Below are 25,249 nucleotides of genomic sequence, written 5' to 3'. Positions count from 1 at the left end.
TCCCTCCCTGCAGCCAGAAGATCCCGCTGCGCCCATCATCGAGTCGGAGCTCATCGGGTGCTGCCCTTCGTCGTGGTGGCCGCGGCCTTCGTGGTGGTCGGGGTGCTCTTGGTGGACGGGATGATGATCGCGGTCGCCGCCGTGTCGGTCGACGGGCGCGTCGGGGTCCAGCGGATGCGGTCGATCCGACGGCCGTCCAGCCGCTCGACCCGGAACACCCCGCCGTCCAGGGGCACCTCGTCGCCGACGACGGGCAGGCGGCCCAGCGTCGACATGACGAACCCGCCGACGGTCTCGTACGGGCCCTCCTCGGGCACCTTCACGCCGGCGCGGTCCTCGAGCTCGTCGGGACGCAGCAGACCGGGGAAGGTCAGCCAGTCACGGGAGCGGACCACGTCGATGCGGGCGCGGTCGTGCTCGTCGGAGACCTCGCCGACGATCTCCTCGATCAGGTCCTCGAGCGTGACGACCCCGGCGGTGCCGCCGTACTCGTCGACGACGATGACCATCTGGTAGCCGCGACCACGGACCTCGGCGAGCAGGGTGTCGCCGGGCATGGTCTCCGGCACGCGTTCGGCGTCGGTCATGAGGGCCCCGACTGGGACCTCCGGACGCTTCTCGCGCGGCACGGCGACGGCCTGCTTGACGTGCACGATGCCGACGACGTCGTCCGCGTCCTCCTCGATGACGGGGAAGCGGCTGAAGCCGGTCTTGCGGGCGAGGGCGATGACGTCCTCGGCGGACTCGGACACGCGGATGGTGGAGAGCCTCGGGCGCGGGGTCATCACGTCGCTGGCGCTCAGCTCGGAGAACGAGATGGTGCGCTCGAGGAGCGTCGCGGTGTCCTGTTCGAGCGACCCCTCGGAGGCCGACCGGCGCAGGAGCGAGGTGAGTTCCTCGGCGCTGCGCGCACCGGAGAGTTCCTCCTGCGGCTCGATGCCGAGCGACCGGAGCACGGCGTTCGCGGTGCCGTTCAGCAGCGCGACCGCGGGCTTGAAGACCGTCGTGAACGCGATCTGCAGCGGGACCACGAGCCTGGCGGTCTGCAGGGGCAGCGCGAGCGCGAAGTTCTTCGGCACCAGTTCGCCGAGGATCATCGACAGCAGGGTCGCGATAACGAGCGCCACGATCGAGCCGACGGTCTCGACGATGCCCTCTGGCAGGTTCATCGCCAGGAACGGCGCCTCGAGCAGCTTCGCGATCGAGGGTTCGAGCAGGTAGCCGGTCAGCAGCGTGGTCAGCGTGATGCCGAGCTGTGCGCTGGACAGGTGCGTCGAGGTGACCTTCAGCGCGCCGATGACCGGCGCGAGGCCGGCTTCACCGCGGTCGCGCCGCGCTTCGACGTCCGCGCGGTCGAGGTTGACCAGCGCGAACTCGGACGCGACGAAGACACCCGTGCCGAGGGTCAGCAGGACGCCGCCGATCAGCATGACGATGTCGATCGGACTCATGATTCACCCCCGTTCGCGCACAGGGATGACGTGCAGCTCACCGAGTGAGCGGCGGATGAGTGAGGCGAAGAACTATTCGGGGGATCGTCCACAGTGCTACCAATCGTACTGCCTGCGCGGTCGCTGAACCGTGAATCCGTACAGAACCGACCGCGCCTAGGCCGTAATCCGAGCGCGGTGGTACTGCTGCGGCTCGTAGTCGACCGGCACGCGGAGTTCGACGGCGGCACGGAGCGCGAACGACGGGTCGCGGAGCATCTCGCGACCGATCATCACGACGTCGGCGAGGCCGGTCGCGACGATCTGCTCGGCCTGGAACGCCTCGGAGATCATGCCCACGGCGATCGTCGGGATGCCGGCGTCGCGCTTGATCGCCGCGGCGTGCGGCACCTGGTAGCCGGGGCCGACCGGGATCGGCGCGCTCGCGACGTTGCCGCCGGTCGACACGTCGGCCAGGTCGGCACCGTGCTCCGCGGCCCAGCGGGCGACGACGGTGGTCTCGTCGAGCGTGAGCCCGCCGTCGACCCAGTCGGTGGCCGAGAACCGGACGACGATCGGGAAGCCCTCGCCGACCTCGGCGCGCACGGCGTCGACGACCTCGAGCAGCGCGCGGGCACGGTTCTCGAGCGAGCCGCCGTACTGGTCGGTGCGCTGGTTGCTCAGCGGCGAGAGGAACTGGTGCAGCAGGTAGCCGTGGGCCGCGTGGATCTCGACCAGGTCGAACCCGGCCTCGACGGCGCGGCGGGCGGACTGCGCGAAGGCGAGGGCGACGACGCGGATGTCCTCGACCGCGAGCTCGCGCGGGACGTCGTAGCCGTCGAAGGCCACGGCCGACGGCGCGACCGTGGTCCAGCCGCCCTGGTCGGCGTGGACGGTGCCGTGCGTGGTGTCCCAGGGGCGGTACGTCGACGCCTTGCGGCCGGCGTGCGCGAGCTGGATGCCCGCCGCGGCGCCCTGCTCGTGCAGGAAGTCGACGATCGGCTTGAACGCGTCGCGCTGCTGGTCGTTCCACAGCCCGAGGTCCTGCGGGGTGATCCGTCCCTCGGGCACGACACCCGTCGCCTCGACCACGACCGCGCCGGCGCCGCCCTTGGCGAACCCGCCCAGGTGCACGAGGTGCCACGGCGTCGCCACGCCGTCCTGCTGGTCCACCGAGTACTGGCACATCGGGGAGACCCAGATGCGGTTGCGGACGGTCAGGTCACGGACGGTGATCGGGTCGAACAGGGCGTGCGTCACGCGGGCTCCTCAGAGGACGGGTGCCGGCGCCTCGGCCAGTTCCGTCAGGAACGACCGCAGTGACGCCGGCGACGTGTAGTGGTGGCCGACCGCCCCGATCGCTTCCGCACCGGTGGCGTTCTCGGCCCTGTTGTCCACGAACACCATCTGACCCGGGTCGATTCCCAAGCGCGCACAGGTGTCGCGGTAGATGGATGCCGCGGGCTTGAGGACGTGCTCCTCGGCGCTCACCACCACGGTCTCGAAGAGCGAGCCCATCGGGGAGCGGCGGTACGGGTCACCGAAGTCGAAGCCCGCGTTCGACAGCAGGGCCACACGGGTGCCGGCGTCGTGCAGCTCCTCCACGATCTCGAGGGTCTCCGGCTCGACCTCGAACCACCCGGTGAAGTCGATCGCCCAGAACCGGTGGATCTCGGAGATGCTCCAGGTCCGTCCGGTCCGTTCCGCGATCGCACGCCAGTACGCCACGACGGACAGGTCGCCGCGGTCCAGGTCGTGCCGGAGCTCCTGGTACACCGGGAACAGCTCGTCGGCCGGGACCCCGGTGGCGGCCACGAGGGCGTCCCGCGAGGCGTGCGGCGTCCGGCTGATCACCTCGCCGTAGTCGAAGACCACCACGCGACCAGGCAGGAACAGGCTCATGTGCTCCACCGTAACGTGGGGCCGGTGAACGACTTCGTGCTCGTCCGACCGTCCGATGCCGCCGCGTGGGTCACCGCGCCGACGGGGGAGTCCACCAAGTACCGCCGCGGGGTCCTCGGCATCGCGACCGGGTCCGACCAGTACCCCGGCGCCGCGGTGCTGGGGGTCGACTCCGCCGTGCACACCGGCGTCGGCATGGTCCGGTACGTCGGACCGTCACGCGCCACCGACCACGTGCTCACCCGCCGCCCCGAGGTCGTCTCCGGCGTCGGCCGCGTGCAGGCCTGGCTCGTCGGCTCCGGGATCTCGGCGCCGACGCTCGGTGACCTGGACGCGACGACGGCGTCGGGCTTCTCGCACGCCTCCGACGACGGCGTCCCGGTCGTCGTCGACGCCGGGGCGATCCCGCTCGTCGACCTCGGGCCGCTCGCCGTGCTCACCCCGCACGCCGGTGAACTCGCTTCGTTCCTCGGAGCCGATCGCGCCGAGATCGAGCAGGACCCGGCCGCCGCAGCGCTCCGTGCGGCGGAGCAGACCGGCAGCGTCGTGCTGCTCAAGGGGGAGCGGACCCACGTGGTCACCCCGGACGGGTCGGTGCGGCTCGTGGCGTCCTCGGCGACGCCGTGGCTCGCGGCGGCCGGTGCCGGGGACGTGCTGGGCGGGGTGCTCGGAGCGCTCGTCGCCGCGCGGCAGGGCTCTGTCGAGACGGCCGGATCGTCGCTCACCCCGTCGGACCTCGCGCACCTGGCCGCGTCGGCCGCGGTGGTGCACGGGCTCGCGGCGCGGCGGGCGTCCGGCGGCGGACCGTTCCCGATGACGACGCTCATCGCCGAGCTGCCGGCGGTCGTGCGGGACCTGGTCGTCGACGGGGACGCGCGCGGGTAGCGGTCGGTGCGCGTGCACCTTCCGACGATCCACGAGGGGATCGACGCGTGTTCTGTCGACGGATGCGCACGCAGTAGGTCCATGCGCATGTTCCGACGGGACACCACAGGTTCGACAGGTGCAAGGTCGCAACATGCGCACGCATCAGCCAGCGGGTGCGGCTCCAGGACGCGACGACCGACGGCCTGGAGGCCCGGTGCCAGCTGGCACCGCGTCTCCAGGCCGTCGGCGGGCACGTCACGGGCGTGACGCGCGTCGCGGACGTCAGCTCGCGGGGGTCGCGTGCACCAGGAACTCGACGGAACCCGCGTCGTCGACCTTGACGAACCCCAGGCTCGGGGCCTGCACGCCGTAGTCCGAGAAGGTGATCGGGACCGAACCGGAGATGTCGACGCCATCGCCGTTCAGACCGACCTGCAGCTTCGCGGTGACGTTCTTCGTGACGCCGTGCAGGGTGAGCTTCCCCGGAGCCGTCACGGTCGTCGTGTCGGAGCCGCTCGGGACCGCGTCGGCGATCGGCGCGGTGAGTTCGAAGGTGGCCTCGGGGAAGGCCGCGGCGTCCATCGCGGAGTCGCGGAAGTAGGCGTCGCGCTGGTCGGAGTCGGTGGTGATGTCGGCGACCTGCACCGCGATCTTCGCGGCGGTGATGCTCGTGCCGTCGACGCTCGCGCTGCCGGAGACGCTGTCGGTGCGGCCGGTGACGGTGACGTCGGAGCCGTTCAGGACCTCGTGGACGCGGTACCCGGCCTCGGAGTCGCCGCCGACCGTCCACTCGCCGGACAGGTCCGTGTCGTCGAGGGTGGAGGCCTCACGGGTGGCGGCGACGGACGGCGCGGCCGAGGCCTTCGCGTTCTCGTTGCTCGTGTAGACGTTCGTGAAGACCACCGCGCCCACGACGCCGAGGACGACGACGGCGGCGATGACGGAGATCCAGATGACGGCCTTGCGGCGCTTGCGCGGGGTGTCGGAGGTCACGAGCAGAACGGTGACACGTCATGCTCGGGAGACCCTGAGTCCGTGGCAGCGATCGCCCCCGCTCCGGCCGCTACGCTCGTCCGGTGCAGAGGACCTCGACCCGGTGGCTCGAACTCGCCGGCTTCGTCCTGGCGTTCGTCGTCGTGCACGGGTTCCTGTGGTGGCTGACCCTCGTGTCGGCGAACCTGCCGCTCGGTGACGTGACCATCACCTACAGGCGCTGGATCGAGACCGTGCGGACCGCGGACTTCTGGGTCGGCATCGACGGCGCGTGGGTGTACCCGATCCTGGCGATCGTGCCGATGGCAGCCGCGGCGCTCGGGGGAGTCGCGTCGATCGGCACCGGCTGGCTGCTGCTGATGGTGCTGCTCGACGCCGCGGCGTGTGCGTTCCTGTGGCGGTTCCGGGCCCGCGTCGGGTCGTCCGACCGCTTCGGCGTGCACGGCGTGCGGGTCGTCTGGTGGTGGCTGCTGTTCCTGCTCGCGCTCGGGCCGATCGCGCTCGGTCGGATCGACACCGTCGCGACGGTGTTCGCGCTGGTGGGCGTGGCGTTCGTGGCCTCGAGGCCAGCCGTCGCGTCCGCGCTCTTCACCGCCGGCGCGTGGACGAAGGTGTGGCCCGCGGCGCTCGTCGCGGTGCTGCTGCTCCTGCGTCGCGGACACCGCCGGGGTGTGCTCGCCGGGGCCCTGGTGCTGAGCGCCCTGATCGTGCTCGTCGACGTGCTGTGGGGCGGTGCGCCGTACCTGCTGTCCTTCGTCGGTGAGCAGACCGGTCGTGCCCTGCAGATCGAGTCGCCGCTCGCGACGCCCTTCATGTGGGCCGCTGCGTTCGGTGTCCCGGGTGCAGCGGTGTTCTACGACCAGGAGATCCTGACCTTCGAGGTGTCCGGTGCCGGCACGTCCGCCGCCGCCGCGGTGTCGACGCCGCTGATGGCCGTCGTCGTGGTGGCCGGGGTCGTGCTCGCGCTCTGGGCCGCGCGCCGCGGTGCCCGTCGGGCCGAGCTCGCGCCGGTGCTCGCGCTGCTGTTCGTCGCGGCGCTCATCGCGACGAACAAGGTGGGGTCGCCGCAGTACATCGGCTGGTTCGCGGTGCCGATCCTGTGGGGACTCGCGGCGGGCACCCCGAGCGCACGTCGGTTCGTGCCCATCGCGGTGCTCGCGCTGCCGATGGCCCTGCTCACGCAGGTGATCTACCCGGGCTACTACGACCAGTTGCTCGGGGTGCAGCCGTGGATCCTCGTGGTGCTCACGGTCCGGAACGTGCTCGAGGTGGCGATCCTGGTGTGGAGCGTCCTCGTGCTGGTGCGGATGGGGCGTCGCGCTGGGTCCGGACGGGTGGCGGCGCGCTCGTCGACGTCCGTGCGCGACCGGCCCGAGCCGGGCAGGATGGACGCATGATCGTCGCCTTCTCCGTCGCTCCGTCCGGTGGTCCCGCTGCAACGTCCGACGGGTCCGTGCACGACGCCGTCGCGGCCGCCGTGCGCGTGGTGCGCGAGAGCGGGCTGCCGAACCGCACCTCGTCGATGTTCACCGAGATCGAGGGGGAGTGGGACGAGGTCATGGACGTCGTCAAGCGCGCCACCGAGGCCGTCGGGGAGTACGGCACGCGGGTGTCGCTCGTGCTCAAGGCCGACATCCGACCCGGGCACACCGGCGAGATCGACGGCAAGCTCGAACGGCTCGAGGCCGCGCTCGGCGAGTAGTGGTCAGCGGCGCCGACGACACGCCGGAGCGGTCCCTCGGATGTCGGTGGTCGGGTGTCTCATGGTCTGCATCGAGCCACTTCCGGTGGCCTGCGAGACGACGATGAGGAGCGCGTGATGATGCACGACGGTTGGTGCCCCGACTGCGACCTGCGAACGGTCGTCATCGACACGGACGAACAGGGCGAGAACGCCTGGGCGACCTGCGCGGAGTGCGGCACCGGATGGGTGCACCGCGACGAGCTGCCCGAGCAGGCCCCCGCACGGACCCGCACCCCGGAGCGCCAGGCGGCCTGAGCTCCACCGGGCTTTCGTTGGCCCGTTGGAGCGGTCTACACTCGACGGACCAGGACATCACGGCCGCCCCGTCCGGTGGGGTGCTGCACCGTCGTCCCGCTCCGCCCGCACGAGAACAGGCCCCATGTCACAGCTCACGCCTGCGCGTCGCACCCTCGCGCTCATCTCGCTCGCCCTCGGCGGGTTCGCCATCGGCTCGACCGAGTTCGTCGCGATGGGGCTGCTGCCGAACATCGCGCAGGCCCTGCTCCCCGAGCAGTACGGCATCGACCCCGACGCCGGGATCGCCCACGCCGGCTGGCTCGTCAGCGCGTACGCCCTCGGGGTCGTCGTCGGCGCGCCGACCATCGCGGCGATGTCCGCCCGGTTCCCGCGCAAGGGCCTGATCCTCGTGCTGCTCGTCGGGTTCGTCGTCGCGACGATCGCGAGCGCACTGCTGCCCTCGTTCGGCCTGGTGCTCGTCGCCCGCTTCGTCGCGGGCCTGCCGCACGGCGCCTACTTCGGCATCGCGTCGATCGTCGCCGGCGACATGATGGGCCCGGGCAAGCGCGGCAAGGGCATCGCCATGGTGCTGCTCGGCCTGTCGGTCGCGAACGTCGTCGGGGTCCCGGCGATCACGTGGGTCGGACAGGTCGCCGGGTGGCGGGTCGCCTACGGCGTCGTCGCCGCGCTGTTCGCCCTGACGTTCCTGGCCGTCGCGGCCTTCGTGCCGAAGAGCGCCCGCGACGAGCACGCCACGATCGGCCGTGAGCTCCGGGCGTTCCGCGTGCCGCAGGTCTGGATCGTGATGGGCCTCGGCGCCGTCGGGTTCGGTGGGTTCTTCGCGGTGTACTCGTACATCTCGCCGCTCGTGCAGAACGTCACCGGGATGCCCGAGTCGTTCGTGCCGATCGTGCTCGTCGTCGTGGGCATCGGCATGGTCGTCGGCGGGGTGCTCGGCGGACACCTGGCCGACCACAGCGTGAAGCGCACGATCTACGTCGGCATGTTCGCGCTCATCGGCGCCCTGCTCGTCACCGTCCTGACGGCGCAGTGGCTCTGGGGCATGCTGCTCGGCGCGTTCCTGCTCGGTGCGACCTCGTCGGCGATCCCGCCGGCGGTGCAGTCGCGCCTGATGGACGTCGCCGGGGATGCCCGCACGATCGCGGCGGCGCTGAACCACTCGGCCTTCAACATCGGCAACTCGATCGGTGCGGCCCTGGGTGGCGCCGTCATCGCCGCCGGCTTCGGGTTCCTCGCGCCGGGCTGGCTCGGCATCGGCCTCGCGCTGCTCGGCGTCCTGGTGACGATGGTCAGTTACGCGGTCGAGCGGCGGAGCACCCGTCGCGCTGCGGTCCGCTCCTCGTCGCCGTCCACCGGTCCGATCACCGCACCGGTCCCGACGGCCTGACACGCGGGGTGCGCGAACGCACCCACCGGACGGGAGGCCCGTGGCGACGCCACCACGGGCCTCCCGTCCGTCGTATGGCGCGGCCACCGCACATGGTGAGCAGCAATGGTCGGGTCCCGTGACGGGACCCGACCATTGCTGCTCACGAAGTGCAACGCGCGAAGCGCACCGCGCGAAGCGCGCCGCGCGCTACAGCCCCAGGGGGCTGCCGTCCTGCACGATGATGCCGTCGGTGATCGCACGCTTCCGCAGCGCGACCTTCGTGCCGACATCGAAGCCGGCGACGCGGTACTTCTCGCGGATGCGCTTGAGGTAGCTCTTCGCGGTCTCCTCGGAGATGCCGAGCTGGTAGGCGACGCTCTTGACGGGCTCGCCACCGCCGTACAGGGCCATTACGCGACGCTCCTGGGCGCTGAGCTTCGGGACACCGCCGACGTCACCGCTGTTGATGGCGAGGTCGAGCTCGGCCGAGACGTACTGCTCGCCGCGCTGGGCGGAGCGGATCGCCTCGACGATCATGTCGGCGTCCTCGCTCTTGACGAGGTACCCGAGCGCGCCGGCGCCGAGGGCCTCGCGCACGACGTTCGGCTCCGAGTAGGTGCTCATGACGACGGTCTTGACGCCCGCGGTCTTGAGCGTCGAGATCTTCAGCGACACCGGGATGGAGTCCTTGAGGTCCAGGTCCAGCAGCACCACGTCGACCGGGAACGCCGGGCTCGTCAGGAGCTCGGGCCAGGTCGTGACGGCGGCCACCAGGGTGATGTCGTCGGCCGCGTTCCGGATCCACTCCGTGAGCGCGCCGAGGAGCATCCTGTGGTCGTCGACCAGTGCGAGTCGGATCGGTTCCTCTGGAGTCGCCATGCTGGCGTCCTTTCTCGGTGCGGATTGCTCGGCCGATCCTAGGAGGATGCGGGCCGGAAGTCGGTCAGGCGTGCGGGTGTCCGGCAGCTACATCGACGGATGTCGGTTCACGACGCAGTGCGCGACGATGTGCAGCGCGCCGTCGCGGACGGTCTCGGTGTACGGGCCGATGCGCTGCAGGGCGCTCCACGCCGTCGGGCCGAGGCTGCGCCGGGGCACCCCTCGGGACTCGATGACGACGGGGACGTCCATGGTGTCGTCGCTGACCGGGTGACCGTCGGAACCGATGGGGCCGAGGGTGACGGAGACGACGGGCATGCCGGGCTGCGCGGTGCGGCCGTCGCCGACCATCTGCCAGATCGCCTGCAGCAGCCCGTCGCGCTGGGTGGGGGAGAGGTGCCCCGCCAGGGCGGTCGGGTCGGCGACGCTCACCGAGCGACCGAGGTGGTCGGACTCGGTGATCGCGTGGTAGAGCCAGGTCTCGCGACGGCCCTCGATCAGGTGCAGGCGGAGCTCGGTGGCGAGCGACGCGGCGACGGAGCTCGAGGCGTCGGACAGCGGCAGCGGGTCGGTGCCGTTGGCGACGGCGTCGAGCAGCTTCTCGGCGGCCAGGTCGAGCCGGGCGAGCTCGTCCGAGGCGAGCATGCCGACGGCGAACTGCGGCGCCTGCACGTTGCTCTGCACGAGCACCCGGTCGAGTTCGCGCTGCACGAGCTGGCGGAACCGCTGCACGACGTACAGCGCGAGCGCCGGCGGCACGACGACGAGCGACAGCAGGGACACGATGCCGGGCATGGTGTCGTGCGTGATCGGCGTCGACGCGACGGCCATCACGATGAACGCGATGCCGAGCGCACCGATGGCGACGGCGACCTCGCGGGCGGGTCGGAGCGTGGCGATCGGCAGCAGGGCGAACCCGGCGGCCATCGACGCGGTCGCGGTGTGCGCGATGTCGTGCTCGGGCCAGATGCCGATGAAGTCGAGCGTGACCACGCAGGCCAGCACGACGCAGATCAGCGCGAAGGCCGGACCCGTCAGCCGTTCGCCGTAGGTCAGGACACTGAGTCCGACCCCGACGGCGGCGACGACGTAGAGCCCCCAGGCGACCGCGGGCAACCACGGGTCGGAGTACTCGTTCCAGCGCACCAGGAAGAACGCTATGCCGGCGACGGCCTCGATCGCGGTGAGGACCGCGGCGCCGAGGCCGAGGTACCCGGCACCGAGCGAGGCCCCGGGCTTGGCGGCCTGCCGCAGGGACCGGGCACCGGTGGACGTCGACGGGAGCCCCCTGGCCTGGCGACGTTCGCTCGTGCGGTACCGCTCGCGCGCCTCGCGTCGGGTGCGGGGGGCTGGTGGAGCGGTCTCGCCGGGCAGGCTGCGGCCGATGGTGTCCTCGGGGACCCGGGTCATCGCGGTGCCTCCAGGACGACGGTGGTGCCGGAGCCCGGCGCGGAGAAGAGCTTCGCGTCGCCGCCGACCTCGCGCAGGCGGTTCACGACGCTCTCCTTGAAGCCGAGTCGCTCGGCACTGACGGTGGTGAGGTCGAAGCCGACGCCGGAGTCGGTGACCATCGCACGGACGACCTCGTTGTCGTGGACGATCGTGACGTGCGCCTCGCCGACCCCAGCGTGCCGACGGACGTTCTCGAGGCACTCGCCGAGCGCGAGGAGGAACGCGTCGAGCACGTTCGACGGCAGCAGGACCTGCCCGGTGCCGTGCCAGCTGACCTCGAGCCCCATCCGGCCGAAGCGCTGCTTGACCGACTCGAGGGTCTGCCCGAGCGGTGATTCCTCTTCGCGGGTGAGCGAGTAGTCACCGGACTGTGAGGGCTGCGGGGTCGCACCGAGGCGCAGGTGGCGCAGCAGTCGGGCGTCCTCGGCGGCCTGCTCGCGCATGGCCTGCTCGGAGACGCCGACGCCGGAGTGCGCCAGCAGCGTCAGGGTCGCGAGCACCGTGTCGTGCAGCAGGCGGGCACCCTGGCGGCGCTGCGCCTCGGTCTCGCTGGCCTGCCGTTCGGCGCGGTGGGCGGTGCCGATGCTGTAGATGCGACGGGCGACGCGGGGGATGCTGCGCGAGATCCAGATCGCCACGACGGCCATCAGGATCCACCCGAGCAGTGCGCCGCTGACCGGGGTCGACAGGAGCGAGCCCGATCCCCACACCATGAGCACCACCACGGCGCCGCCCCCGGCGATGGTGATGGCGAGACCGACCGGGTGCCCGCGCTGGGCCATCAGCGGTGCCGAGAGCCCGCCGGCGGCCAGGGGCATGACGGCGCTGGCGACGAGGGGCCGCGCCGAGTCGGGGACTCCGGTGAAGAGCAGCACCATCGTGGCGAGTCCGGCGACGACGATGGCGGCGGTCCACCACACTTCGCCGCCGCGAGCGAAGCACACGAGCGCGGTGATCATCGCGGCGATGCAGAGGAGTGCGCCGATGAGGGGCAGCGTGGGCACGGCCGCGGCGGAGAGGATGCCCACGACGCTGACGAGCGCGCAGACGATGCCCACGACACGGGTCGCCGACCGCAGCAAGCGGTCGCGTTCCTGTGCGATGAAGTCCATCGATGTCCTGGTTGGTGACGATCTGGCGGTGCGGGAAACCGAGCGTCGGTCAGTGCCGAGCTCCACGCCATCATTCCACGCGCGCCACCCGTTGGGGGGTCTTCGGCGCGCCGTGGTGGCAGGCAGGCCCGCTCAGGAGTCGAGCAGCCGCCGCAGGTGCGCCCCGACCTGCTCGTGCTCGATGAGGAACCCGTCGTGTCCGAACTCGCTCTCGATCACCGCTGCGGTGTCCCCGTCGAGCGCGTCCGGCACGCCCGCGGCGATCCGGTGCTGGTCCTCGACGGGGAACAGCCGGTCGCTCGAGATCCCCACGACCAGGGTCCGTGCGGTCACCAGCCCGAGTGCCGCCGAGACCCCGCCGCGCCCGGCGCCGACGTCGTGCGAGTCCATCGCGTACGTCAGCGTCACGTAGCTCGAGGCGTCGAACCGCCGGGTGAACTTGTTGCCGTGGAAGTCGAGGTAGCTCTCCACCGAGAACCGGCCGTCGTCGCCGAGCGGGGAGACGTCGCTCTGCCAGGACCGCGCAAAGCGGCTGTTCAGCTCGTCCGACGCCCGGTAGGTCATGAGTGCCATCCGTCGGGCCAGGGACAGCCCGCGGTGCGGGCCCTCGCCGACGTCGGCCTCGTAGTAGTCGCCGCCCGCGAACGCCGGGTCCATCTGGATCGCGGCCCGCTGCAGCGAGTTCGCCGCGATCTGGTCGGCGGTGGTCTGTGCCGTCGACGCGAGGACCGCCAGCCGCTGCACGCGCGCGGGGTGCGAGACCGCGAACTCGAGGGCGTGCATACCGCCCATCGACCCGCCGACGACGGCCGCGAAGGTCTCGATGCCGAGCCGGTCGGCGAGCTGCGCCTGCACCTCGACCTGGTCGCGCACCGTCACGAACGTGAACCGCGAGCCCCACTCCGCGCCCGTCGGCGACACCGACGACGGCCCGGTGGTGCCCTGGCAGCCGCCGAGCATGTTCGGCGCGATGACGAACCACCGGTCGGTGTCGATCGCCCGGCCGGGGCCGACGACGTCGCCCCACCAGCCGGCGGTGCGGTGGCCCGGGCCGGCGGCACCGGTCACGTGCGAGTCCCCGGTCAGGGCGTGCAGGACGAGCACCGCGTTGTCGCGGGCGGCGTTGAGCGTGCCCCACGTCTCGTAGGCCACGCGCACGGACGGCAGGCGGCCGCCGCGCACCCACTGCTCGCCGAGGGACTCGAAGTGGCGTGCACCCGGGTGGTCACCGGGACGCCAGGCACCGGTCACGGGCGGCTTGCCGAGGGTGCCGAGTTCGGTGCCGGGCACCAGGGTGGACGGCACGGAGTCCTCGGGGGTCGTCTGCCAGTCCATCGTGCGTCCAGTCTGCCGGGAGGCGCGGGTCGCCGCCGCCGTGTTACGTCACGCCCGGCGCGTGGCCGGGCCCACGGCCGCGCTCACCGTTCCGTGCGCGCGCATGTTCCGACATCGTGCGCGTCGTTCGACTCGTGGATCGTCGCACCATGCGCACGTACCGGATGCGTGTGCAACGAGCGACGTCCCACGCGTCGATCGACACGTGGGACGTCGCAACATGCACTCGCATCGGCAGCCAGCCAGGCAGGCAAGCAGGACGGGCGAACCCTACGCGCGCTGGCTCTCCTGCGCGATCGCCCGGGCCGCGGCGAGCCCGGCCTCGAGGTCGGCCTTCAGGTCGGCGATGTTCTCGATGCCGACCGACAGGCGCACCAGGCCGGGCGTGACCCCGGTGGTGAGCTGCTGCTCGGGGGTCAACTGCGAGTGCGTGGTCGATGCCGGGTGGATCACGAGCGAGCGGACGTCACCGATGTTCGCGAGGTGCGAGAAGAGCTGCAGGTTGTCGACGAACGCCTTGCCCGCGGTGACCCCGCCCTTGAGTTCGAACGACAGCACAGCACCGACGCCCTTCGGCGCGTACCGGTTCGCGGCCGCGTACCAGGGCGAAGTCGGCAGCCCGGCGTAGGCGACCGTGGCGACGTCGGGGTGCTGGTCGAGCCACTCCGCGATCTCCTGCGCGTTGGACACGTGCCGCTCGATGCGGAGCGACAGGGTCTCGATGCCCTGCAGCAGCGCGAACGCCGTGTCCGCCGAGTTCGACGCACCGAGGTCGCGGAGCAGCTGCACCCGGGCCTTCACGATGTAGGCGAGCTCGTTGCCGACCGCCTCGGCGAAGACCGCGCCGTGGTACGACGGGTCGGGCGTGTTGAACTCCGGGAACCGGTCGGCGTGCTGCGACCAGGCGAACTTCCCGCCGTCGACGATGATCCCGCCGATGACCGTGCCGTGGCCGCCGAGGAACTTCGTGGCCGAGTGCACCACGATGTCGGCACCGTGCTCGAACGGACGGATCAGGTACGGCGTCGCGATCGTGTTGTCGACGATCAGCGGGACACCGGACTCGTGGGCGACGTCGCTGACGCCCGTGATGTCGAGGACGTTGATCTTCGGGTTGCCGATGGTCTCGGCGAAGAACAGCTTCGTGTTCGGGCGGACCGCGCGGCGCCACTCCTCGAGGTCGTCCTGGTCCTCGACGAACGTCGTCTCGATGCCGAGCTTCGCCAGCGTGTACTTGAACAGGTTGTACGTGCCGCCGTAGATCGACGACGACGAGACGATGTGGTCACCCGCCCCGGCGATGTTCAGCACCGCGTAGGTCTCGGCGGCCTGGCCGGAGGCGACGAGCAGGGCCCCGGACCCGCCCTCGAGCGCGGCGATCCGCTGCTCGACGACGTCGTTCGTCGGGTTCATGATCCGGGAGTAGATGTTGCCCGGCTTGGCGAGCGCGAACAGGTCGCGCGCTTCGTCCGAGTTCGCGAAGACGTACGAGGTCGTCTTGTAGATGGGCGTCGCTCGGGCGCCCGTGGTCGGGTCCGGCTGTGCGCCGGCGTGGACCTGGGTGGTCTCGAACTGCCACTGCGCGGCGTCGTGCTCGGTCATCTTGGTGCTCCTGTCCGGTGCGGCTGGTCGTCGGGTCGCCCTGCGCTCGGCCTGGAGGCGCGGCGCGGCTGTGCGTCGGGTGTCACGGTACGCAGGTGGCCGGGCCCGCACCACCGCACCCGCCTCGGGACGTAACGCACCCGCCCGACGCGCCACGGGCCTCCCGGCCGTCCATCCGCCCGCACCGTGCTGTCACCGTCGGACGGTGCGAGGTCGGTGGTTCGGTGCGGCGCTGCCGCGCCGCACGGAACGGGCAAGCTCGCACCGGCCGGAGGAACGCGCACGGTGCGAGGTGGCACCGCTACGCCTTGTCGCGGCGGAACAGCCAGTCGACCTTCGGCTCGAGCAGCCACCGCATCCCGCGCCGCACGAAGGGCTGCGCCAGGAAGAGGCTGACGGCGCACGCGATGACGACCATGAGGAGCACGAACGGCCATGCCGAGTGCTCGCCGGCCAGGACGCCGGACTCCCGGATCGGGTAGAGCACGAACGTGTGGAGCAGGTAGACGTACATCGTCGCCGCGCCGAACTGCGTGATCCAGACGTTCCGACGGGGGATGAGCACCAGGAACGACGCCGTCAGCAAGGTCGCGAGCAGCATCAGGCCGAAGCGCACCGCACCCGCCCACCAGGCGTCCTCGCCGAGCCCCGAGTAGGAGTCGTCGTAGAAGAACCAGTGGTGCAGGTCGAACTCCTTGAACTGCGGGATCCAGACCGCGCACGACACCGCCCACGCCGCGAACACCACGACGGCGGCGATCCGCACCCGGACGACCGTGCGGCGGGACGCCTCGTACCAGCGGTCGAAGACGCCCCACTGCTTGACCTGCCAGCCGAGCAGGAAGAACGGCAGCAGGCTGATCGCGCGGGACAGCGAGAGCGTGGAGTCGACGTTGTCGAAGTAGCCCACGCCGATGCTGAACACGACCGCCCAGAACAGCGGCCACCGCAGCTGCGCCAGGTACGGCAGGATCAGCTTGAAGATGCCCAGGGCCAGCAGGAACCACAGGGTCCACGTCGGCTTCGTCGGGTTGAAGTCCTTGCCGCCCTCGACGATGCCCTGCACCACGGTCCAGATCGTCTGCATGATGATGTACGGCACGACGATGTCCGTGATCGTCCGCCGCATCCGCTTCGCCGTCGGGGTGTCGGCCGACGAGAAGTAGCCGCTGATCACTCCGAACGCCGGCATGTGGAACGCGTAGATGAACGTGTAGAGCGCCAGGGCGTGCTCGCTCGCCGGCGTCTGCCGCTGGATCGCGTGGCCGATGACCACGAGCGTGACCGCGACGAACCGCGCGGTGTCCCACATCGGGATCCGGCGCGGGGCTCGACCGGGCTCGAGCTGCGTCGCCGGGGCCGAAGGGGCGGGAGGGGCGGCATCCGTCGTCATCGCCGGTCACGTTACCGGATCGTGATCTGGACGGCCCGGTGCGGTGCCGGAAGCGTCCCGCTCGGTACGGTGGGCGGACCGGGCAACCACACGCCCGGTCACCGACGCAGGAGGCAGATCACATGGCAGCACGGCGCGCAGTCGTCACCGGAGCGAGCTCGGGCATCGGGGCGGCCACCGTCCGGCTGTTCCGGTCGCGGGGCTGGGACGTGCTCGCCGTGGCCCGCCGCGCCGCGAAGCTCGAGGCGCTCGCCGCGGAGACCGGGGCCGACACCCTGGTCGCCGACATCACGGACGCCGACGACGTGGCGGCGCTCGCCGCGCGGGTCGCGGACCTCGGCGGTGCCGACGTGCTCGTGAACAACGCGGGTGGGGCGTTCGGTTCGGCGAGCGTCGAGGAGTCCGACGTCGACGACTGGCGCGCCATGTTCGAGGTCAACGTGATCGGCACGAAGCGTGTCGTCTCCGCGCTGCTGCCGCACCTGCGCGACCGCGCTCGCGCGTCCGGGGGAGCGGACATCGTCACGGTGACCAGCACCGCCGGGTTCGTCGCGTACGAGAACGGTGGCGGCTACAACGCCGCGAAGTTCGCCGAGCACGCCCTGGTCGGCGCGCTCCGGCTCGAACTGAACGGCGAGCCGATCCGGGTCGTCGAGATCGCGCCGGGCATGGTGAAGACCGACGAGTTCGCGCTCACCCGGTTCCGCGGGGACGAGCAGAAGGCCGCCGCGGTGTACGACGACGTGCCGGAGCCGCTCGTGGCCGACGACGTCGCCGAGGCGATCGTGCACGCGGTGGAGCTGCCGGCACACGTGAACCTCGACCTCGTGACGATCCGGCCGGTGGCGCAGTCGGCGCAGCACAAGCTGGCGCGCGGCCCGCTGACGCCCCGCTGAGCCGACCCGCGCCGGACCCGCGCAGCGCCCGGGCTGCTGCCGCGGGTCGCGGGCGCGGGCTCCCTGCCGGTACCGTGGTCGGATGCCGATCAGCAGCGAACCCGAGCCCGCGGCTCCGTCCACCGTGACCGTGACGAGCGGGCCCGAGGTACTCGGCTGGCTCGAGTTCGGTGACGCCGCACGCCTGCTCGCCAAGGACGTCCTGTCCAGCGGCTTCGAGCCCGAGGTCGTCGTCGCCGTCGCCCGCGGCGGACTGATCATCGCCGGCGCCGTGGCGTACGCCCTCGGCACCAAGGAGTGCGGCTCGATCAACGTCGAGTTCTACACCGACGTCGAGCAGCGGCTGGAGGAGCCGGTCGTGCTCGCCCCCGCCCTCGACGCCCCGAGCCTGGCCGGCAAGCGGGTCCTCGTCGTCGACGACGTGTCGGACTCCGGCCGCACCCTGCGCCTGGTGGTCGACATCATCCGGAACGCCGGTGCCGACGTCCGGAGCGCCTGCCTGTACTCGAAGCCCGGCACCGTCCTCGAGCCCGACCACGTGTGGCGCCGGGTCGACGGCTGGATCACGTTCCCGTGGAGCGCCCTCGCCCCCGTGACGGCCGAGTCGTGAGCATCCACCTGGTCGGCGGCGGTCTGTTCGCCGCCTCGGACGCCGCAGCACCGTTCCTCGCCGAGGCGACCGCCCGTTCGGCAGCGGTCGGCCGGAGCATCCCGCGCATCGCCCTGCTCTCCGTGGCGGGCCCGGACGGCGGCAGCCCGTCGTCGACGGCCGACATCGCCGAGGTCCTCGGCGGCCCGCGCACGGCCGAGGTGCTCGTCACCGAGGTCGCGGCCGGTCAGGTCTTCGACACCACCGTCCTGAGCGACGTCGACGCCCTGGTGGTCGGCGGCGGCGTCACCCCCGACTACCTGGCGGCGATCGCCCCGCTCGTCGACCAGCTCCGGCTGCTCGTCTCCGACGGTCTGCCCTACCTCGGCTACTCGGCCGGTGCGATGATCGCCGCCGACCGTGCCCTGGTGGGCGGCTGGCGCATCGGCGGCGTCGAGATCTGCCCCGAGGCGGCGTCCGAGGGGCTGGACGAGGTCGAGCTCCGCGAGGGCCTCGGCCTGGTCGACCTGACCATCGACGTGCACGCGGTGCAGGCCGGCACGCTCGCGCGGCTCATCGCCAGCGCCGAGGCCGAGTTCGTCACCGCCGGACTCGCGATCGACGAGGACACCACGCTCGTCGTCGGCGAGGGCGCGCTCGAGGTCCGCGGGACCGGCAGCGTCTGGCGTGTGATGGCCGGCGAGGAGTCGGTGGCCGTCGCCACCATGGGCGCGTAGCCGACGTGGAACCACGGCCACTCGCCGACCTGGTCGACCCCGGCTGGGCCGATGCCCTCGCACCCGTCGAACCCGACGTACACAGGATCGGCGAGTGGCTCCGCGACGAGACCGCAGCCGGTCGCCACTACCTGCCCGCCGGCGGCGACGTGCTCCGCGCGTTCACGAGCCCGTTCGACGCCGTCAAGGTGCTGGTCGTCGGGCAGGACCCGTACCCGACGCCCGGCCACCCGATCGGTCTGTCCTTCGCCGTCGACCCGGCCGTCCGTCCGGTGCCGCGGAGCCTGGCGAACATCTACCGCGAGCTCGCCGACGACCTCGGCGTGACGCCCCCGCCGCACGGCGACCTGCGGGCGTGGTCCGACCAGGGCGTCCTGCTGCTCAACCGGGTGCTCACCGTGCAGGCGGGCGAGGCCGGCAGCCACCGCGGCAAGGGCTGGGAATCGGTGACCGACCAGGCCGTCCGTGCCCTGGTCGCCCGTGGCACCCCGCTCGTCGCCGTGCTCTGGGGCGCCCAGGCCGGTTCGGTGCGACCGCTCCTCGGCGACACCCCGGTCGTCGCGTCGGCCCACCCGAGCCCGCTCAGCGCGTCGCGTGGGTTCTTCGGCAGCCGACCGTTCTCGCAGGTGAACGCGCTGCTCGAGTCGCAGGGCGCACCGCCCGTCGACTGGACGCTGCCCGCTCAGTAGGCTCGGCACGTGCTCGAGGAGGAATACCAGCGACGGCGGGTCCTGCCGCGGCACCTGCGTGCCCCGGCGGCGACCGAGACGGCCTTCGAGTACCGCATCCGTGCGGCCGAGGTGGGGGACCTGCCCCACGTGCGCGAGATCCACACGCACTACGTCCGCAACTCGTCGGTGACCTTCGACCCGGCGGCGTTCACGTACGCCGCGTGGAAGAAGCGCTACGACGACATCCGGAAGCGCCGCCTGCCGTTCCTGGTGGCGGAGAACCCCGCCGGGCAGATCCTCGGGTACGCCCTGGTCGACGCGTGGAACCCGCGGGACCGCTCGAACCACGTCGTCGAGGACTCGATCTACCTCGGCGCCGCGTCCGGTGGCAAGGGGCTCGGCCGCGCGCTGATGGAGGCGCTGCTCGACGAGTGCCGGTCGGCCGGCGTGCGCGAGGTCGTCGCCGTCATCGCGGACCGCCAGGCCGAGGCGTCGATCCGGCTGCACGAGCGGCTCGGCTTCGAGGAAGTGGGCCGGATGGGCAAGGTCGGCTACAAGTACGACCGCTGGCTCGGCACCGTCACGATGCGGCTCCGCCTGCGCGGCCCGCGGCTGTTCGCGCGACGACGCTGACGGAGCCGACGCGGTCGACGCGCGTCACGCTCGAGACGCGGCCACAGGGCGGACGGGAGGCCCGTGGCGGCCCCGGCACGCGCCTCCAGGCCGTCGCCCGGTCGCGTCAGCCTGCCGGCGCCTCGGTGATGAACTCGTCGCGCGTCACGCGGAGCAGCGCGGTGGCCGCCGCCGCCGCGGCGTCCGCGTCACCGTCGACCGCTGCGCGCCCGACGGCATGGTGCCGGAGCGCCGCCTCGCGCGTCCAGCGCGTGATGGGGTCGCGCGACTCCGACGTGCGGGTGCGGAGCAGCGCCTCGACCGTGCCGGCGAAGTGCGCGAACACGGCGTTCCCCGACCCGGTGAGCAGGGCACGGTGGAAGCGGACGTCGGCCTCCAGGTAGGCGCGACTGTCCTCGCGTCCGCAGGCGTCGAGCATGTCCTCGGCGGCGGCGAGCACGGCGTCAGCACCATCGGAGCCGGCGGTCAGGGACGCCGCGACCGGTTCGACGCCGAGCCGGAGCTCGACGAGCTCGCGCTGCTGCACGAAGTACGCCGGTGAGGTACCGCGCCACCGGATCACGGTGGGGGCGAGCAGCTCCCACGCGGTGATGTCGCGGACGAGCGTGCCGACCCGCTGCCGGGGCTCGACCAGGCCGAGGGACTGCAGGACGCGCAGGGCCTCGCGGACGACCGAGCGGGACACCCCGAACTCGTCGGCGACCAGTTCGGGTCGCACGACGGAACCCGTGGCCAGGTCGCCGTCGACGATCCGCTGGCCCAGGGTGTCGAGCACGTGGGCGTGCAGTCCGCGTGCGGTGGGCATCGTTTCCTCCGTGCAGTACGGGTCACGCGGTCGCCGTGACGCCGGTCCCATCGAAGCGGCAGACTCCGGGGACGGGCGGTTGGCGCGCGGGACGACGGCGTATAGTCTGATTAATCAGATTATTGAGGGTCGGCGTTCGTCCCGCCAGTCCACCCTCGACACGAAGGCGACGGAGCCGCGCAGCAGCGACTCCAGGAAGGGGCGCTGATGCCTCACGCTCTCCCGGACCACCTGCTCGCCGCGGGTGGCACCACCGAGACGGTCGACCCGTCCGGTTCGATCCCGCAGCTGATCATCGCGGCGCTCGTCGGCATCGTGGTGATCATCGCGCTCATCACCTGGCTCAAGGTGCACCCGTTCATCGCGCTCACGATCGGCGCGCTCGGCGTCGGCATCGGCGCGGGCCTGGCGCCGGACAAGGCGGTCACGAGCTTCGGTGACGGCTTCGGCGCGACCATGACGAGCGTCGGCATCCTCGTCGGGCTCGGGGCGATGTTCGGCAAGATGCTCGTCGACTCCGGCGCAGCGGACCGCGTCGTGGACACCCTGGTGCGGAAGTCGTCGAAGGCGGCGCTGCCGTGGACGATGGCCCTGATCGGCGCGCTCATCGGGCTGCCCATGTTCTTCGAGGTCGGCCTCGTCCTGCTCATCCCGATCATCGTGCTGGTCGCCAAGCGGAGCGAGGTGCCGATCATGAAGATCGCCGTCCCCGCCCTGGTCGGCCTGTCGACGATGCACGCGTTCGTCCCGCCGCACCCCGGCCCGCTCGTCGCGATCTCCACCGTCGGTGCGAACCTCGGCACCACGCTCGCCTTCGGCATCGTGCTGGCGATCCCGGTGATCATCCTGGCCGGGCCGCTCTTCGCCCGCTTCGCGGCCCGCTGGGTCGACATCCCCGTCCCCGACATGTTCGGGTCGCGTGGGGCGGTCGCCACCGCCGGCCCGGGTTCGGGGTCGGGTTCCGGGTCCGCCTCCTTCGCCGACGACCCGGCACACCCCGGACGGGAGGCCCGGCGCGGCCCCGCCACGCAGGACACCGCGTCCCTGCCCAACGGCAAGAGCGACTTCACGCGCGTGATCAGCGAGCCGCGCAGCCCGTCGTTCACCGTCGCCCTGATCGGCATCCTGTTGCCGGTCGTGCTCATGCTCGCCCAGGCGATCCGTGAGGCCACCGCCCCCGACGCCGCCGGCTCGTGGGTGAGCCTGCTCGACTTCCTCGGTTCGCCGATGATCGCCATCGGCATCGCCGCCGTCTACGCGATGGTCTTCTTCGCGATCGGCGGCGGGATGGACCGCTCGGCCGTGTCGAAGTCGCTCGAGAGCGCGCTGCCCCCGATCGCCGGCGTGCTGCTCATCGTCGGCGCCGGCGGTGGGTTCAAGCAGGTGCTCATCGACACCGGCATCGGCGGCGTGATCGCCGACGCCGTCAAGGACTCCGGCGTCTCGGTGCTGCTCGTCGCCTGGGTCGTCTCGGCCCTGGTCCGCGTGGCGACCGGGTCGGCCACGGTCGCCACCGTGACCGCCGCCGGCATCATGGCGCCGATCGCCGCCGACCTGTCGACGCCGATGACCTCCCTGCTCGTGCTCGCGATCGGTGCCGGCTCGGTGTTCCTGTCGCACGTGAACGACGCCGGGTTCTGGCTGGTGAAGGGGTACCTCGGCACCACGGTGGGGCAGACGTTCAAGACGTGGACGGTGCTCGAGTGCCTCATCTCGGTGTTCGGTCTGCTGGGGGTCCTGCTGGCCGGGGTGTTCATCCGATGAGCGGCGCAGGAGGAGTTGCTGCTGCCGGTGCGGCCGACGCCGGGCTGGACGCCCGCGTCCTGGTCGTGATGGGGGTCTCCGGGTCCGGCAAGTCGACCGTCGCCGCCATGGTGGCGGAGCAGGTCGGGTGGGAGTTCGCCGAGGGCGACGCGATGCACCCGCCGGCGAACGTCGACAAGATGCACGCCGGCACCCCGCTCACCGACGAGGACCGCTGGCCGTGGCTCGACGTCGTCGCCGGATGGATCCGCGGACACCTGGACGCCGGCACGAACGGCGTCGTGACCTGCTCGGCCCTGAAGCGCTCGTACCGCGACGTGCTGCGGGCCCCCGGGGTGGTGTTCGTGCACGTGGCCGGTGACGGTGCGCTCATCGAGGAGCGGATGTCGCAGCGTTCCGGGCACTTCATGCCGACGTCGCTGCTGCAGTCGCAGCTCGCCACGCTCGAGCCGCCGCAGTCCGACGAGGCCCACCTGACGATCGCCGCCGACCGCACCCCGGAAGAGGAGAGTGCTGAGGTCGTGGCGCGGCTCGGACTGGTCCGGATCCCGAGAGCCTGATCGGGCAGTGCTCGGCAGCATGGCCGCATGGCCCTCGACGACTCCCTCTCGCTCCTGACCCGCGGCTACGGGTTCGGCGCCCACCTGTGGCGCCGGACCGGTCCGGGGGCGCGGGCGGTGGGCTTCCGACTGCTCGGACGTCCGGCGCTGCTCGTGCGTGGTGCCGAGGGCGTCGGGCTGTTCTACGACGGCGACCGCACGGCACGCCACGGCGCGATGCCGGCGATCGTGCAGCGGACGCTGTTCGGCGTCGGCTCGGTGCACAGTCTCGACGGGGCGGAGCACCACCACCGCAAGGCGACGTTCGTCGACGTCGCGTACGAGGACGAGCAGGTCCGGCGCCTCGCACCCCTGCTGACCCACGAGTGGGCGACCGAACGCGACGCGTGGCTGACCGGTGGCACCCGGTCGGCGTACGACGCGGCCGTCGGTGCGATCGGCCGCGCCGTCATGCGGTGGGCCGGGCTGCCGGGGACGCCGGCGGCGAAGACCCGCTGGGCGGCGCGGCTCGCCCAGGTCGTCGACGGCTTCGGGGTGCCCTACTCACCGGAGTACCTGCAGGCCGTCCTGAACCGGCACTGGTCGGACCGGCATGCCCGGCGGCTGGTCGAGGCCGTGCGCGGTGGCCGGTTGACCCCCGAGCCGCACACCGCCCTGCACGAGTGGGCGTGGCACCGGGACCCCTCCGGGGCGCTGCTGCCGGCGCGGCTGGCCGGCGTCGAACTGCAGAACAGCATCCGGCCGGCCATCGCGGTGGCCCGGTTCGTGGCGTTCGCGGCGAAGGAGCTGCACGACCGGCCGGAGTGGCGGGAACGGATCGCCGCCGAGAGCGCGGCGGCCGACACCGCTGACGGGCCGCGCGTCGACGGCCCGCTCGCCGTCGCCTTCGCGCAGGAGATCCGCCGGACCGCGCCGTTCGTGCCGATGCTGCCTGCCTGGGCCACCACGGACGTCGAACTGGACGGCCAGCACCTGCCCGCCGGCGGGCGCGTGGTGCTCGACATCACCGGGACCGACACCGACGAGCGCTCGTGGGACCGTGCGGGCGAGTTCGACCCGTCGCGGTTCCTCGGCGTGGACGATTTCGAGTCCATCACGACGTTCGTCCCGCACGGCGGTGCCGACGTCGCCACGGGGCACCGGTGCCCCGGCGAGAAGGTCGCGATCGCCGCACTCGCGGCCGCGGTCTCGGTGCTGAGCGACCCGCGGCTGACGATCCTCGACGACGGGCTCCAGGTCGACCGCCGCCGACTGCCGACGAAGCCGGCATCGGGCGGCGAGGTCCGGGGCCGCTGCCCCTTCCACTGACCCGGTCTCAGCTGACCCGGGCTCAGCTGAACCGGATCGGGGTGCCGACGGGCAGCGCCGCGAGCGTCTTCGTCATCTCCGCCGAGATCCGGACGCATCCGTGCGAGCTGCCGGTCGGGTCCGGGTAGTAGTGCAACGCGGTCAGTGCAGCGTTGCCGCCGTACGACGGGATCCGGGACGAGTGCGCCCCGGTCAGGATGATCGGGTTGCCCTGCGTGTACGCGACGCGGGTGTCGACGTACGCCGCCTCGACGTAGGTGGCGGTGTCGGCCGGTGTGGGGTCCTGCGGGGTGCCGAGCCGCGCGGCCTCGGTCGCGGTGACCTTCCCCTTCCGGGTGACGACGGACACGGTGCTCGCCGCGACGTCGACCGTGATCATCCGGTCGGTGCGCGTCACGGTGAAGTCGGCGGCCCGGGCCCAGGCGAATGTCGCGCTCGGGGCGTCCGGGTCGCCGCCGTCACCGGGGGTGCGGTTGCGGGACGGCGTCGACACCAGGAGCATCCCGCCGTCCCGGCCGGGGGAGCGACCCCACACGGCGGTCGCTGCGGGCCGGTTGATCGTCGACACCAGGTGGGACAGGGTCGCCACCGGCCGGGCGCGGCTGGACGGGCTCGCGTACAGGGCGACGAGCGGCGTGCGCGGGGTCGCGATCTGCCACGTGTCCTCGGGCTCGACGTCCCCGCCGTCGAGCAACTGCGGCACGACGGCGTCGTGGAACGCCAACGGCAGCGCGGCCAAGGTCGCGTCGGACGGTGCAGCGGGGACGGCCGAGAGCGTCGGCCTCGGGGACGCGGTCGGCGTGGCGCTCGGGGTCGGTGTCGTCGTGGCCCGGGCCGCACGGGTCGGCTCCGGTGTCGGCGACCCGAGGGTCACCCCCACCACGACGGCAGCGACGGCGAGCACCACCACCCCGGCAGTCGTCGCGATCAAGGTGCTGCGTCGCATGGTG

At 72.1% G+C, this 25,249-nt stretch carries 25 protein-coding genes; 13 read left to right on the top strand and 12 right to left on the bottom strand.

Annotated elements, in window-relative coordinates; translation table 11 throughout:
- Positions 1-50 precede the first annotated feature (50 nt).
- The 3 genes from DEJ29_RS10700 to DEJ29_RS10690 form a co-directional block, all read right to left on the bottom strand.
- Positions 51-1,451 (bottom strand): hemolysin family protein, encoded by a 1,401-nt coding sequence (locus DEJ29_RS10700; RefSeq protein ID WP_111094600.1) that lies wholly within the window; start codon positions 1,449-1,451, stop codon positions 51-53.
- A gap of 156 nt (positions 1,452-1,607) precedes the next feature.
- Entirely contained in the window at positions 1,608-2,690 is a 1,083-nt protein-coding gene (locus DEJ29_RS10695; protein WP_111094601.1) for an NADH:flavin oxidoreductase/NADH oxidase, read from the bottom strand.
- Positions 2,691-2,699: 9 nt separating this feature from the next.
- Complete coding sequence (locus tag DEJ29_RS10690) at positions 2,700-3,332, bottom strand: HAD family hydrolase (RefSeq protein ID WP_071244826.1); 633 nt, start codon at positions 3,330-3,332, stop codon at positions 2,700-2,702.
- Between the two features lie 24 nt (positions 3,333-3,356).
- Here DEJ29_RS10690 and DEJ29_RS10685 point away from each other — a divergent pair, with 24 nt between their 5' ends.
- The gene (locus tag DEJ29_RS10685; RefSeq protein WP_111094602.1) at positions 3,357-4,217 is read left to right on the top strand and encodes an ADP-dependent NAD(P)H-hydrate dehydratase; all 861 of its coding nucleotides are present in this window, start codon (positions 3,357-3,359) and stop codon (positions 4,215-4,217) included.
- 264 nt (positions 4,218-4,481) lie between these two features.
- Here the strand turns inward: DEJ29_RS10685 and DEJ29_RS10680 are convergent, their stop codons facing one another.
- Positions 4,482-5,192: a YceI family protein gene (locus DEJ29_RS10680; RefSeq protein WP_111094603.1), complete on the bottom strand. Its 711-nt coding sequence runs from the start codon at positions 5,190-5,192 to the stop codon at positions 4,482-4,484.
- An 83-nt stretch (positions 5,193-5,275) separates the two neighbouring features.
- On the opposite strand from DEJ29_RS10680, the gene DEJ29_RS10675 reads away from it, so the two are divergent.
- The 4 genes from DEJ29_RS10675 (at position 5,276) to DEJ29_RS10660 (ending at position 8,581) form a co-directional block, all read left to right on the top strand.
- Positions 5,276-6,589: a glycosyltransferase 87 family protein gene (locus DEJ29_RS10675; RefSeq protein WP_111094604.1), complete on the top strand. Its 1,314-nt coding sequence runs from the start codon at positions 5,276-5,278 to the stop codon at positions 6,587-6,589.
- Entirely contained in the window at positions 6,586-6,894 is a 309-nt protein-coding gene (locus DEJ29_RS10670) for a thiamine-binding protein (RefSeq protein WP_071404568.1), read from the top strand. The genes DEJ29_RS10675 and DEJ29_RS10670 overlap by 4 nt, the downstream gene beginning before the upstream one ends.
- 117 nt (positions 6,895-7,011) lie before the next feature.
- Entirely contained in the window at positions 7,012-7,191 is a 180-nt protein-coding gene (locus tag DEJ29_RS10665; protein ID WP_071404570.1) for a hypothetical protein, read from the top strand.
- Between the two features lie 124 nt (positions 7,192-7,315).
- Positions 7,316-8,581, top strand: a complete 1,266-nt coding sequence (locus tag DEJ29_RS10660; protein ID WP_027465824.1) for an MFS transporter — start codon at positions 7,316-7,318, stop codon at positions 8,579-8,581.
- Positions 8,582-8,770: 189 nt separating this feature from the next.
- Here the strand turns inward: DEJ29_RS10660 and DEJ29_RS10655 are convergent, their stop codons facing one another.
- The 6 genes from DEJ29_RS10655 to DEJ29_RS10630 all read right to left on the bottom strand — a co-directional run bounded on the left by DEJ29_RS10655 (position 8,771) and on the right by DEJ29_RS10630 (position 16,336).
- Positions 8,771-9,442 carry a response regulator transcription factor gene (locus DEJ29_RS10655; RefSeq protein ID WP_017888182.1) on the bottom strand — a complete coding sequence of 224 codons (672 nt, stop codon included), beginning with the start codon at positions 9,440-9,442 and terminating at the stop codon, positions 8,771-8,773.
- Between the two features lie 87 nt (positions 9,443-9,529).
- The gene (locus DEJ29_RS10650; protein ID WP_111038591.1) at positions 9,530-10,852 is read right to left on the bottom strand and encodes a hypothetical protein; all 1,323 of its coding nucleotides are present in this window, start codon (positions 10,850-10,852) and stop codon (positions 9,530-9,532) included.
- Positions 10,849-12,006 (bottom strand): sensor histidine kinase, encoded by a 1,158-nt coding sequence (locus DEJ29_RS10645; RefSeq protein ID WP_111094605.1) that lies wholly within the window; start codon positions 12,004-12,006, stop codon positions 10,849-10,851. Before DEJ29_RS10645 ends, DEJ29_RS10650 begins: the two co-directional genes overlap by 4 nt.
- A 132-nt stretch (positions 12,007-12,138) precedes the next feature.
- Positions 12,139-13,341, bottom strand: a complete 1,203-nt coding sequence (metX, locus tag DEJ29_RS10640; RefSeq protein WP_111094606.1) for a homoserine O-acetyltransferase MetX — start codon at positions 13,339-13,341, stop codon at positions 12,139-12,141.
- Between the two features lie 270 nt (positions 13,342-13,611).
- Positions 13,612-14,943, bottom strand: coding sequence for a bifunctional o-acetylhomoserine/o-acetylserine sulfhydrylase (locus DEJ29_RS10635; RefSeq protein ID WP_071404574.1), 1,332 nt, complete (start codon positions 14,941-14,943; stop codon positions 13,612-13,614).
- Positions 14,944-15,244: 301 nt separating this feature from the next.
- On the bottom strand, positions 15,245-16,336 hold the full coding sequence (locus tag DEJ29_RS10630; RefSeq protein WP_110864020.1) for an acyltransferase family protein: 1,092 nt from the start codon (positions 16,334-16,336) through the stop codon (positions 15,245-15,247).
- A gap of 122 nt (positions 16,337-16,458) precedes the next feature.
- Between DEJ29_RS10630 and DEJ29_RS10625 the strand changes: the two genes are divergently transcribed.
- The 5 genes from DEJ29_RS10625 to DEJ29_RS10605 all read left to right on the top strand — a co-directional run bounded on the left by DEJ29_RS10625 (position 16,459) and on the right by DEJ29_RS10605 (position 19,862).
- Positions 16,459-17,232: an SDR family oxidoreductase gene (locus DEJ29_RS10625; RefSeq protein ID WP_110895087.1), complete on the top strand. Its 774-nt coding sequence runs from the start codon at positions 16,459-16,461 to the stop codon at positions 17,230-17,232.
- Between the two features lie 82 nt (positions 17,233-17,314).
- Positions 17,315-17,842, top strand: a complete 528-nt coding sequence (locus tag DEJ29_RS10620; RefSeq protein WP_051596753.1) for a phosphoribosyltransferase — start codon at positions 17,315-17,317, stop codon at positions 17,840-17,842.
- Positions 17,839-18,558 (top strand): Type 1 glutamine amidotransferase-like domain-containing protein, encoded by a 720-nt coding sequence (locus DEJ29_RS10615; RefSeq protein ID WP_111087831.1) that lies wholly within the window; start codon positions 17,839-17,841, stop codon positions 18,556-18,558. Before DEJ29_RS10620 ends, DEJ29_RS10615 begins: the two co-directional genes overlap by 4 nt.
- 5 nt (positions 18,559-18,563) lie before the next feature.
- A complete protein-coding gene (locus DEJ29_RS10610) occupies positions 18,564-19,247 on the top strand; it encodes a uracil-DNA glycosylase (protein WP_111094607.1) in 684 nt (227 codons plus the stop codon).
- A gap of 9 nt (positions 19,248-19,256) precedes the next feature.
- On the top strand, positions 19,257-19,862 hold the full coding sequence (locus DEJ29_RS10605) for a GNAT family N-acetyltransferase (protein ID WP_027465815.1): 606 nt from the start codon (positions 19,257-19,259) through the stop codon (positions 19,860-19,862).
- 106 nt (positions 19,863-19,968) lie between these two features.
- Here DEJ29_RS10605 and DEJ29_RS10600 read toward each other — a convergent pair whose 3' ends face one another.
- Positions 19,969-20,667, bottom strand: coding sequence for a FadR/GntR family transcriptional regulator (locus DEJ29_RS10600; protein WP_181438011.1), 699 nt, complete (start codon positions 20,665-20,667; stop codon positions 19,969-19,971).
- A gap of 207 nt (positions 20,668-20,874) precedes the next feature.
- Here DEJ29_RS10600 and DEJ29_RS10595 point away from each other — a divergent pair, with 207 nt between their 5' ends.
- From DEJ29_RS10595 to DEJ29_RS10585, 3 genes are read left to right on the top strand one after another with little or no spacing between them, the layout of a single operon-like run.
- Positions 20,875-22,431 carry a GntP family permease gene (locus DEJ29_RS10595; protein ID WP_071244816.1) on the top strand — a complete coding sequence of 519 codons (1,557 nt, stop codon included), beginning with the start codon at positions 20,875-20,877 and terminating at the stop codon, positions 22,429-22,431.
- A complete protein-coding gene (locus DEJ29_RS10590; RefSeq protein ID WP_110864025.1) occupies positions 22,428-22,991 on the top strand; it encodes a gluconokinase in 564 nt (187 codons plus the stop codon). Before DEJ29_RS10595 ends, DEJ29_RS10590 begins: the two co-directional genes overlap by 4 nt.
- Before the next feature lie 27 nt (positions 22,992-23,018).
- Positions 23,019-24,299 (top strand): cytochrome P450, encoded by a 1,281-nt coding sequence (locus DEJ29_RS10585; RefSeq protein ID WP_111094609.1) that lies wholly within the window; start codon positions 23,019-23,021, stop codon positions 24,297-24,299.
- A gap of 22 nt (positions 24,300-24,321) precedes the next feature.
- Here DEJ29_RS10585 and DEJ29_RS10580 read toward each other — a convergent pair whose 3' ends face one another.
- Positions 24,322-25,245, bottom strand: a complete 924-nt coding sequence (locus DEJ29_RS10580; protein ID WP_181438150.1) for a L,D-transpeptidase — start codon at positions 25,243-25,245, stop codon at positions 24,322-24,324.
- Between the last annotated feature and the right edge of the window lie 4 nt (positions 25,246-25,249).

The organism is Curtobacterium sp. MCPF17_021, assembly GCF_003234605.2.
Classification (GTDB): Bacteria; Actinomycetota; Actinomycetes; order Actinomycetales; family Microbacteriaceae; genus Curtobacterium; species Curtobacterium flaccumfaciens.
The sequence above is the reverse complement of the archived record's forward strand: the minus strand, read 5'-3'. Positions and strand labels throughout refer to the sequence as shown.

Excerpts from the sequence above, each read along its gene's own strand:
- DEJ29_RS10700 (WP_111094600.1), bottom strand. The coding sequence starts at position 1,451 with ATGAGTCCGATCGACATCGTCATGCTGATCGGCGGCGTCCTGCTGACC.
- DEJ29_RS10690 (WP_071244826.1), bottom strand. The coding sequence starts at position 3,332 with ATGAGCCTGTTCCTGCCTGGTCGCGTGGTGGTCTTCGACTACGGCGAG.
- DEJ29_RS10670 (WP_071404568.1), top strand. The coding sequence starts at position 6,586 with ATGATCGTCGCCTTCTCCGTCGCTCCGTCCGGTGGTCCCGCTGCAACG.
- DEJ29_RS10665 (WP_071404570.1), top strand. The coding sequence starts at position 7,012 with ATGATGCACGACGGTTGGTGCCCCGACTGCGACCTGCGAACGGTCGTC.
- DEJ29_RS10660 (WP_027465824.1), top strand. The coding sequence starts at position 7,316 with ATGTCACAGCTCACGCCTGCGCGTCGCACCCTCGCGCTCATCTCGCTC.
- DEJ29_RS10655 (WP_017888182.1), bottom strand. The coding sequence starts at position 9,442 with ATGGCGACTCCAGAGGAACCGATCCGACTCGCACTGGTCGACGACCAC.
- DEJ29_RS10650 (WP_111038591.1), bottom strand. The coding sequence starts at position 10,852 with ATGACCCGGGTCCCCGAGGACACCATCGGCCGCAGCCTGCCCGGCGAG.
- DEJ29_RS10645 (WP_111094605.1), bottom strand. The coding sequence starts at position 12,006 with ATGGACTTCATCGCACAGGAACGCGACCGCTTGCTGCGGTCGGCGACC.
- metX (WP_111094606.1), bottom strand. The coding sequence starts at position 13,341 with ATGGACTGGCAGACGACCCCCGAGGACTCCGTGCCGTCCACCCTGGTG.
- DEJ29_RS10635 (WP_071404574.1), bottom strand. The coding sequence starts at position 14,943 with ATGACCGAGCACGACGCCGCGCAGTGGCAGTTCGAGACCACCCAGGTC.
- DEJ29_RS10630 (WP_110864020.1), bottom strand. The coding sequence starts at position 16,336 with ATGACGACGGATGCCGCCCCTCCCGCCCCTTCGGCCCCGGCGACGCAG.
- DEJ29_RS10625 (WP_110895087.1), top strand. The coding sequence starts at position 16,459 with ATGGCAGCACGGCGCGCAGTCGTCACCGGAGCGAGCTCGGGCATCGGG.
- DEJ29_RS10620 (WP_051596753.1), top strand. The coding sequence starts at position 17,315 with ATGCCGATCAGCAGCGAACCCGAGCCCGCGGCTCCGTCCACCGTGACC.
- DEJ29_RS10600 (WP_181438011.1), bottom strand. The coding sequence starts at position 20,667 with ATGCCCACCGCACGCGGACTGCACGCCCACGTGCTCGACACCCTGGGC.
- DEJ29_RS10595 (WP_071244816.1), top strand. The coding sequence starts at position 20,875 with ATGCCTCACGCTCTCCCGGACCACCTGCTCGCCGCGGGTGGCACCACC.
- DEJ29_RS10590 (WP_110864025.1), top strand. The coding sequence starts at position 22,428 with ATGAGCGGCGCAGGAGGAGTTGCTGCTGCCGGTGCGGCCGACGCCGGG.
- DEJ29_RS10585 (WP_111094609.1), top strand. The coding sequence starts at position 23,019 with ATGGCCCTCGACGACTCCCTCTCGCTCCTGACCCGCGGCTACGGGTTC.
- DEJ29_RS10580 (WP_181438150.1), bottom strand. The coding sequence starts at position 25,245 with ATGCGACGCAGCACCTTGATCGCGACGACTGCCGGGGTGGTGGTGCTC.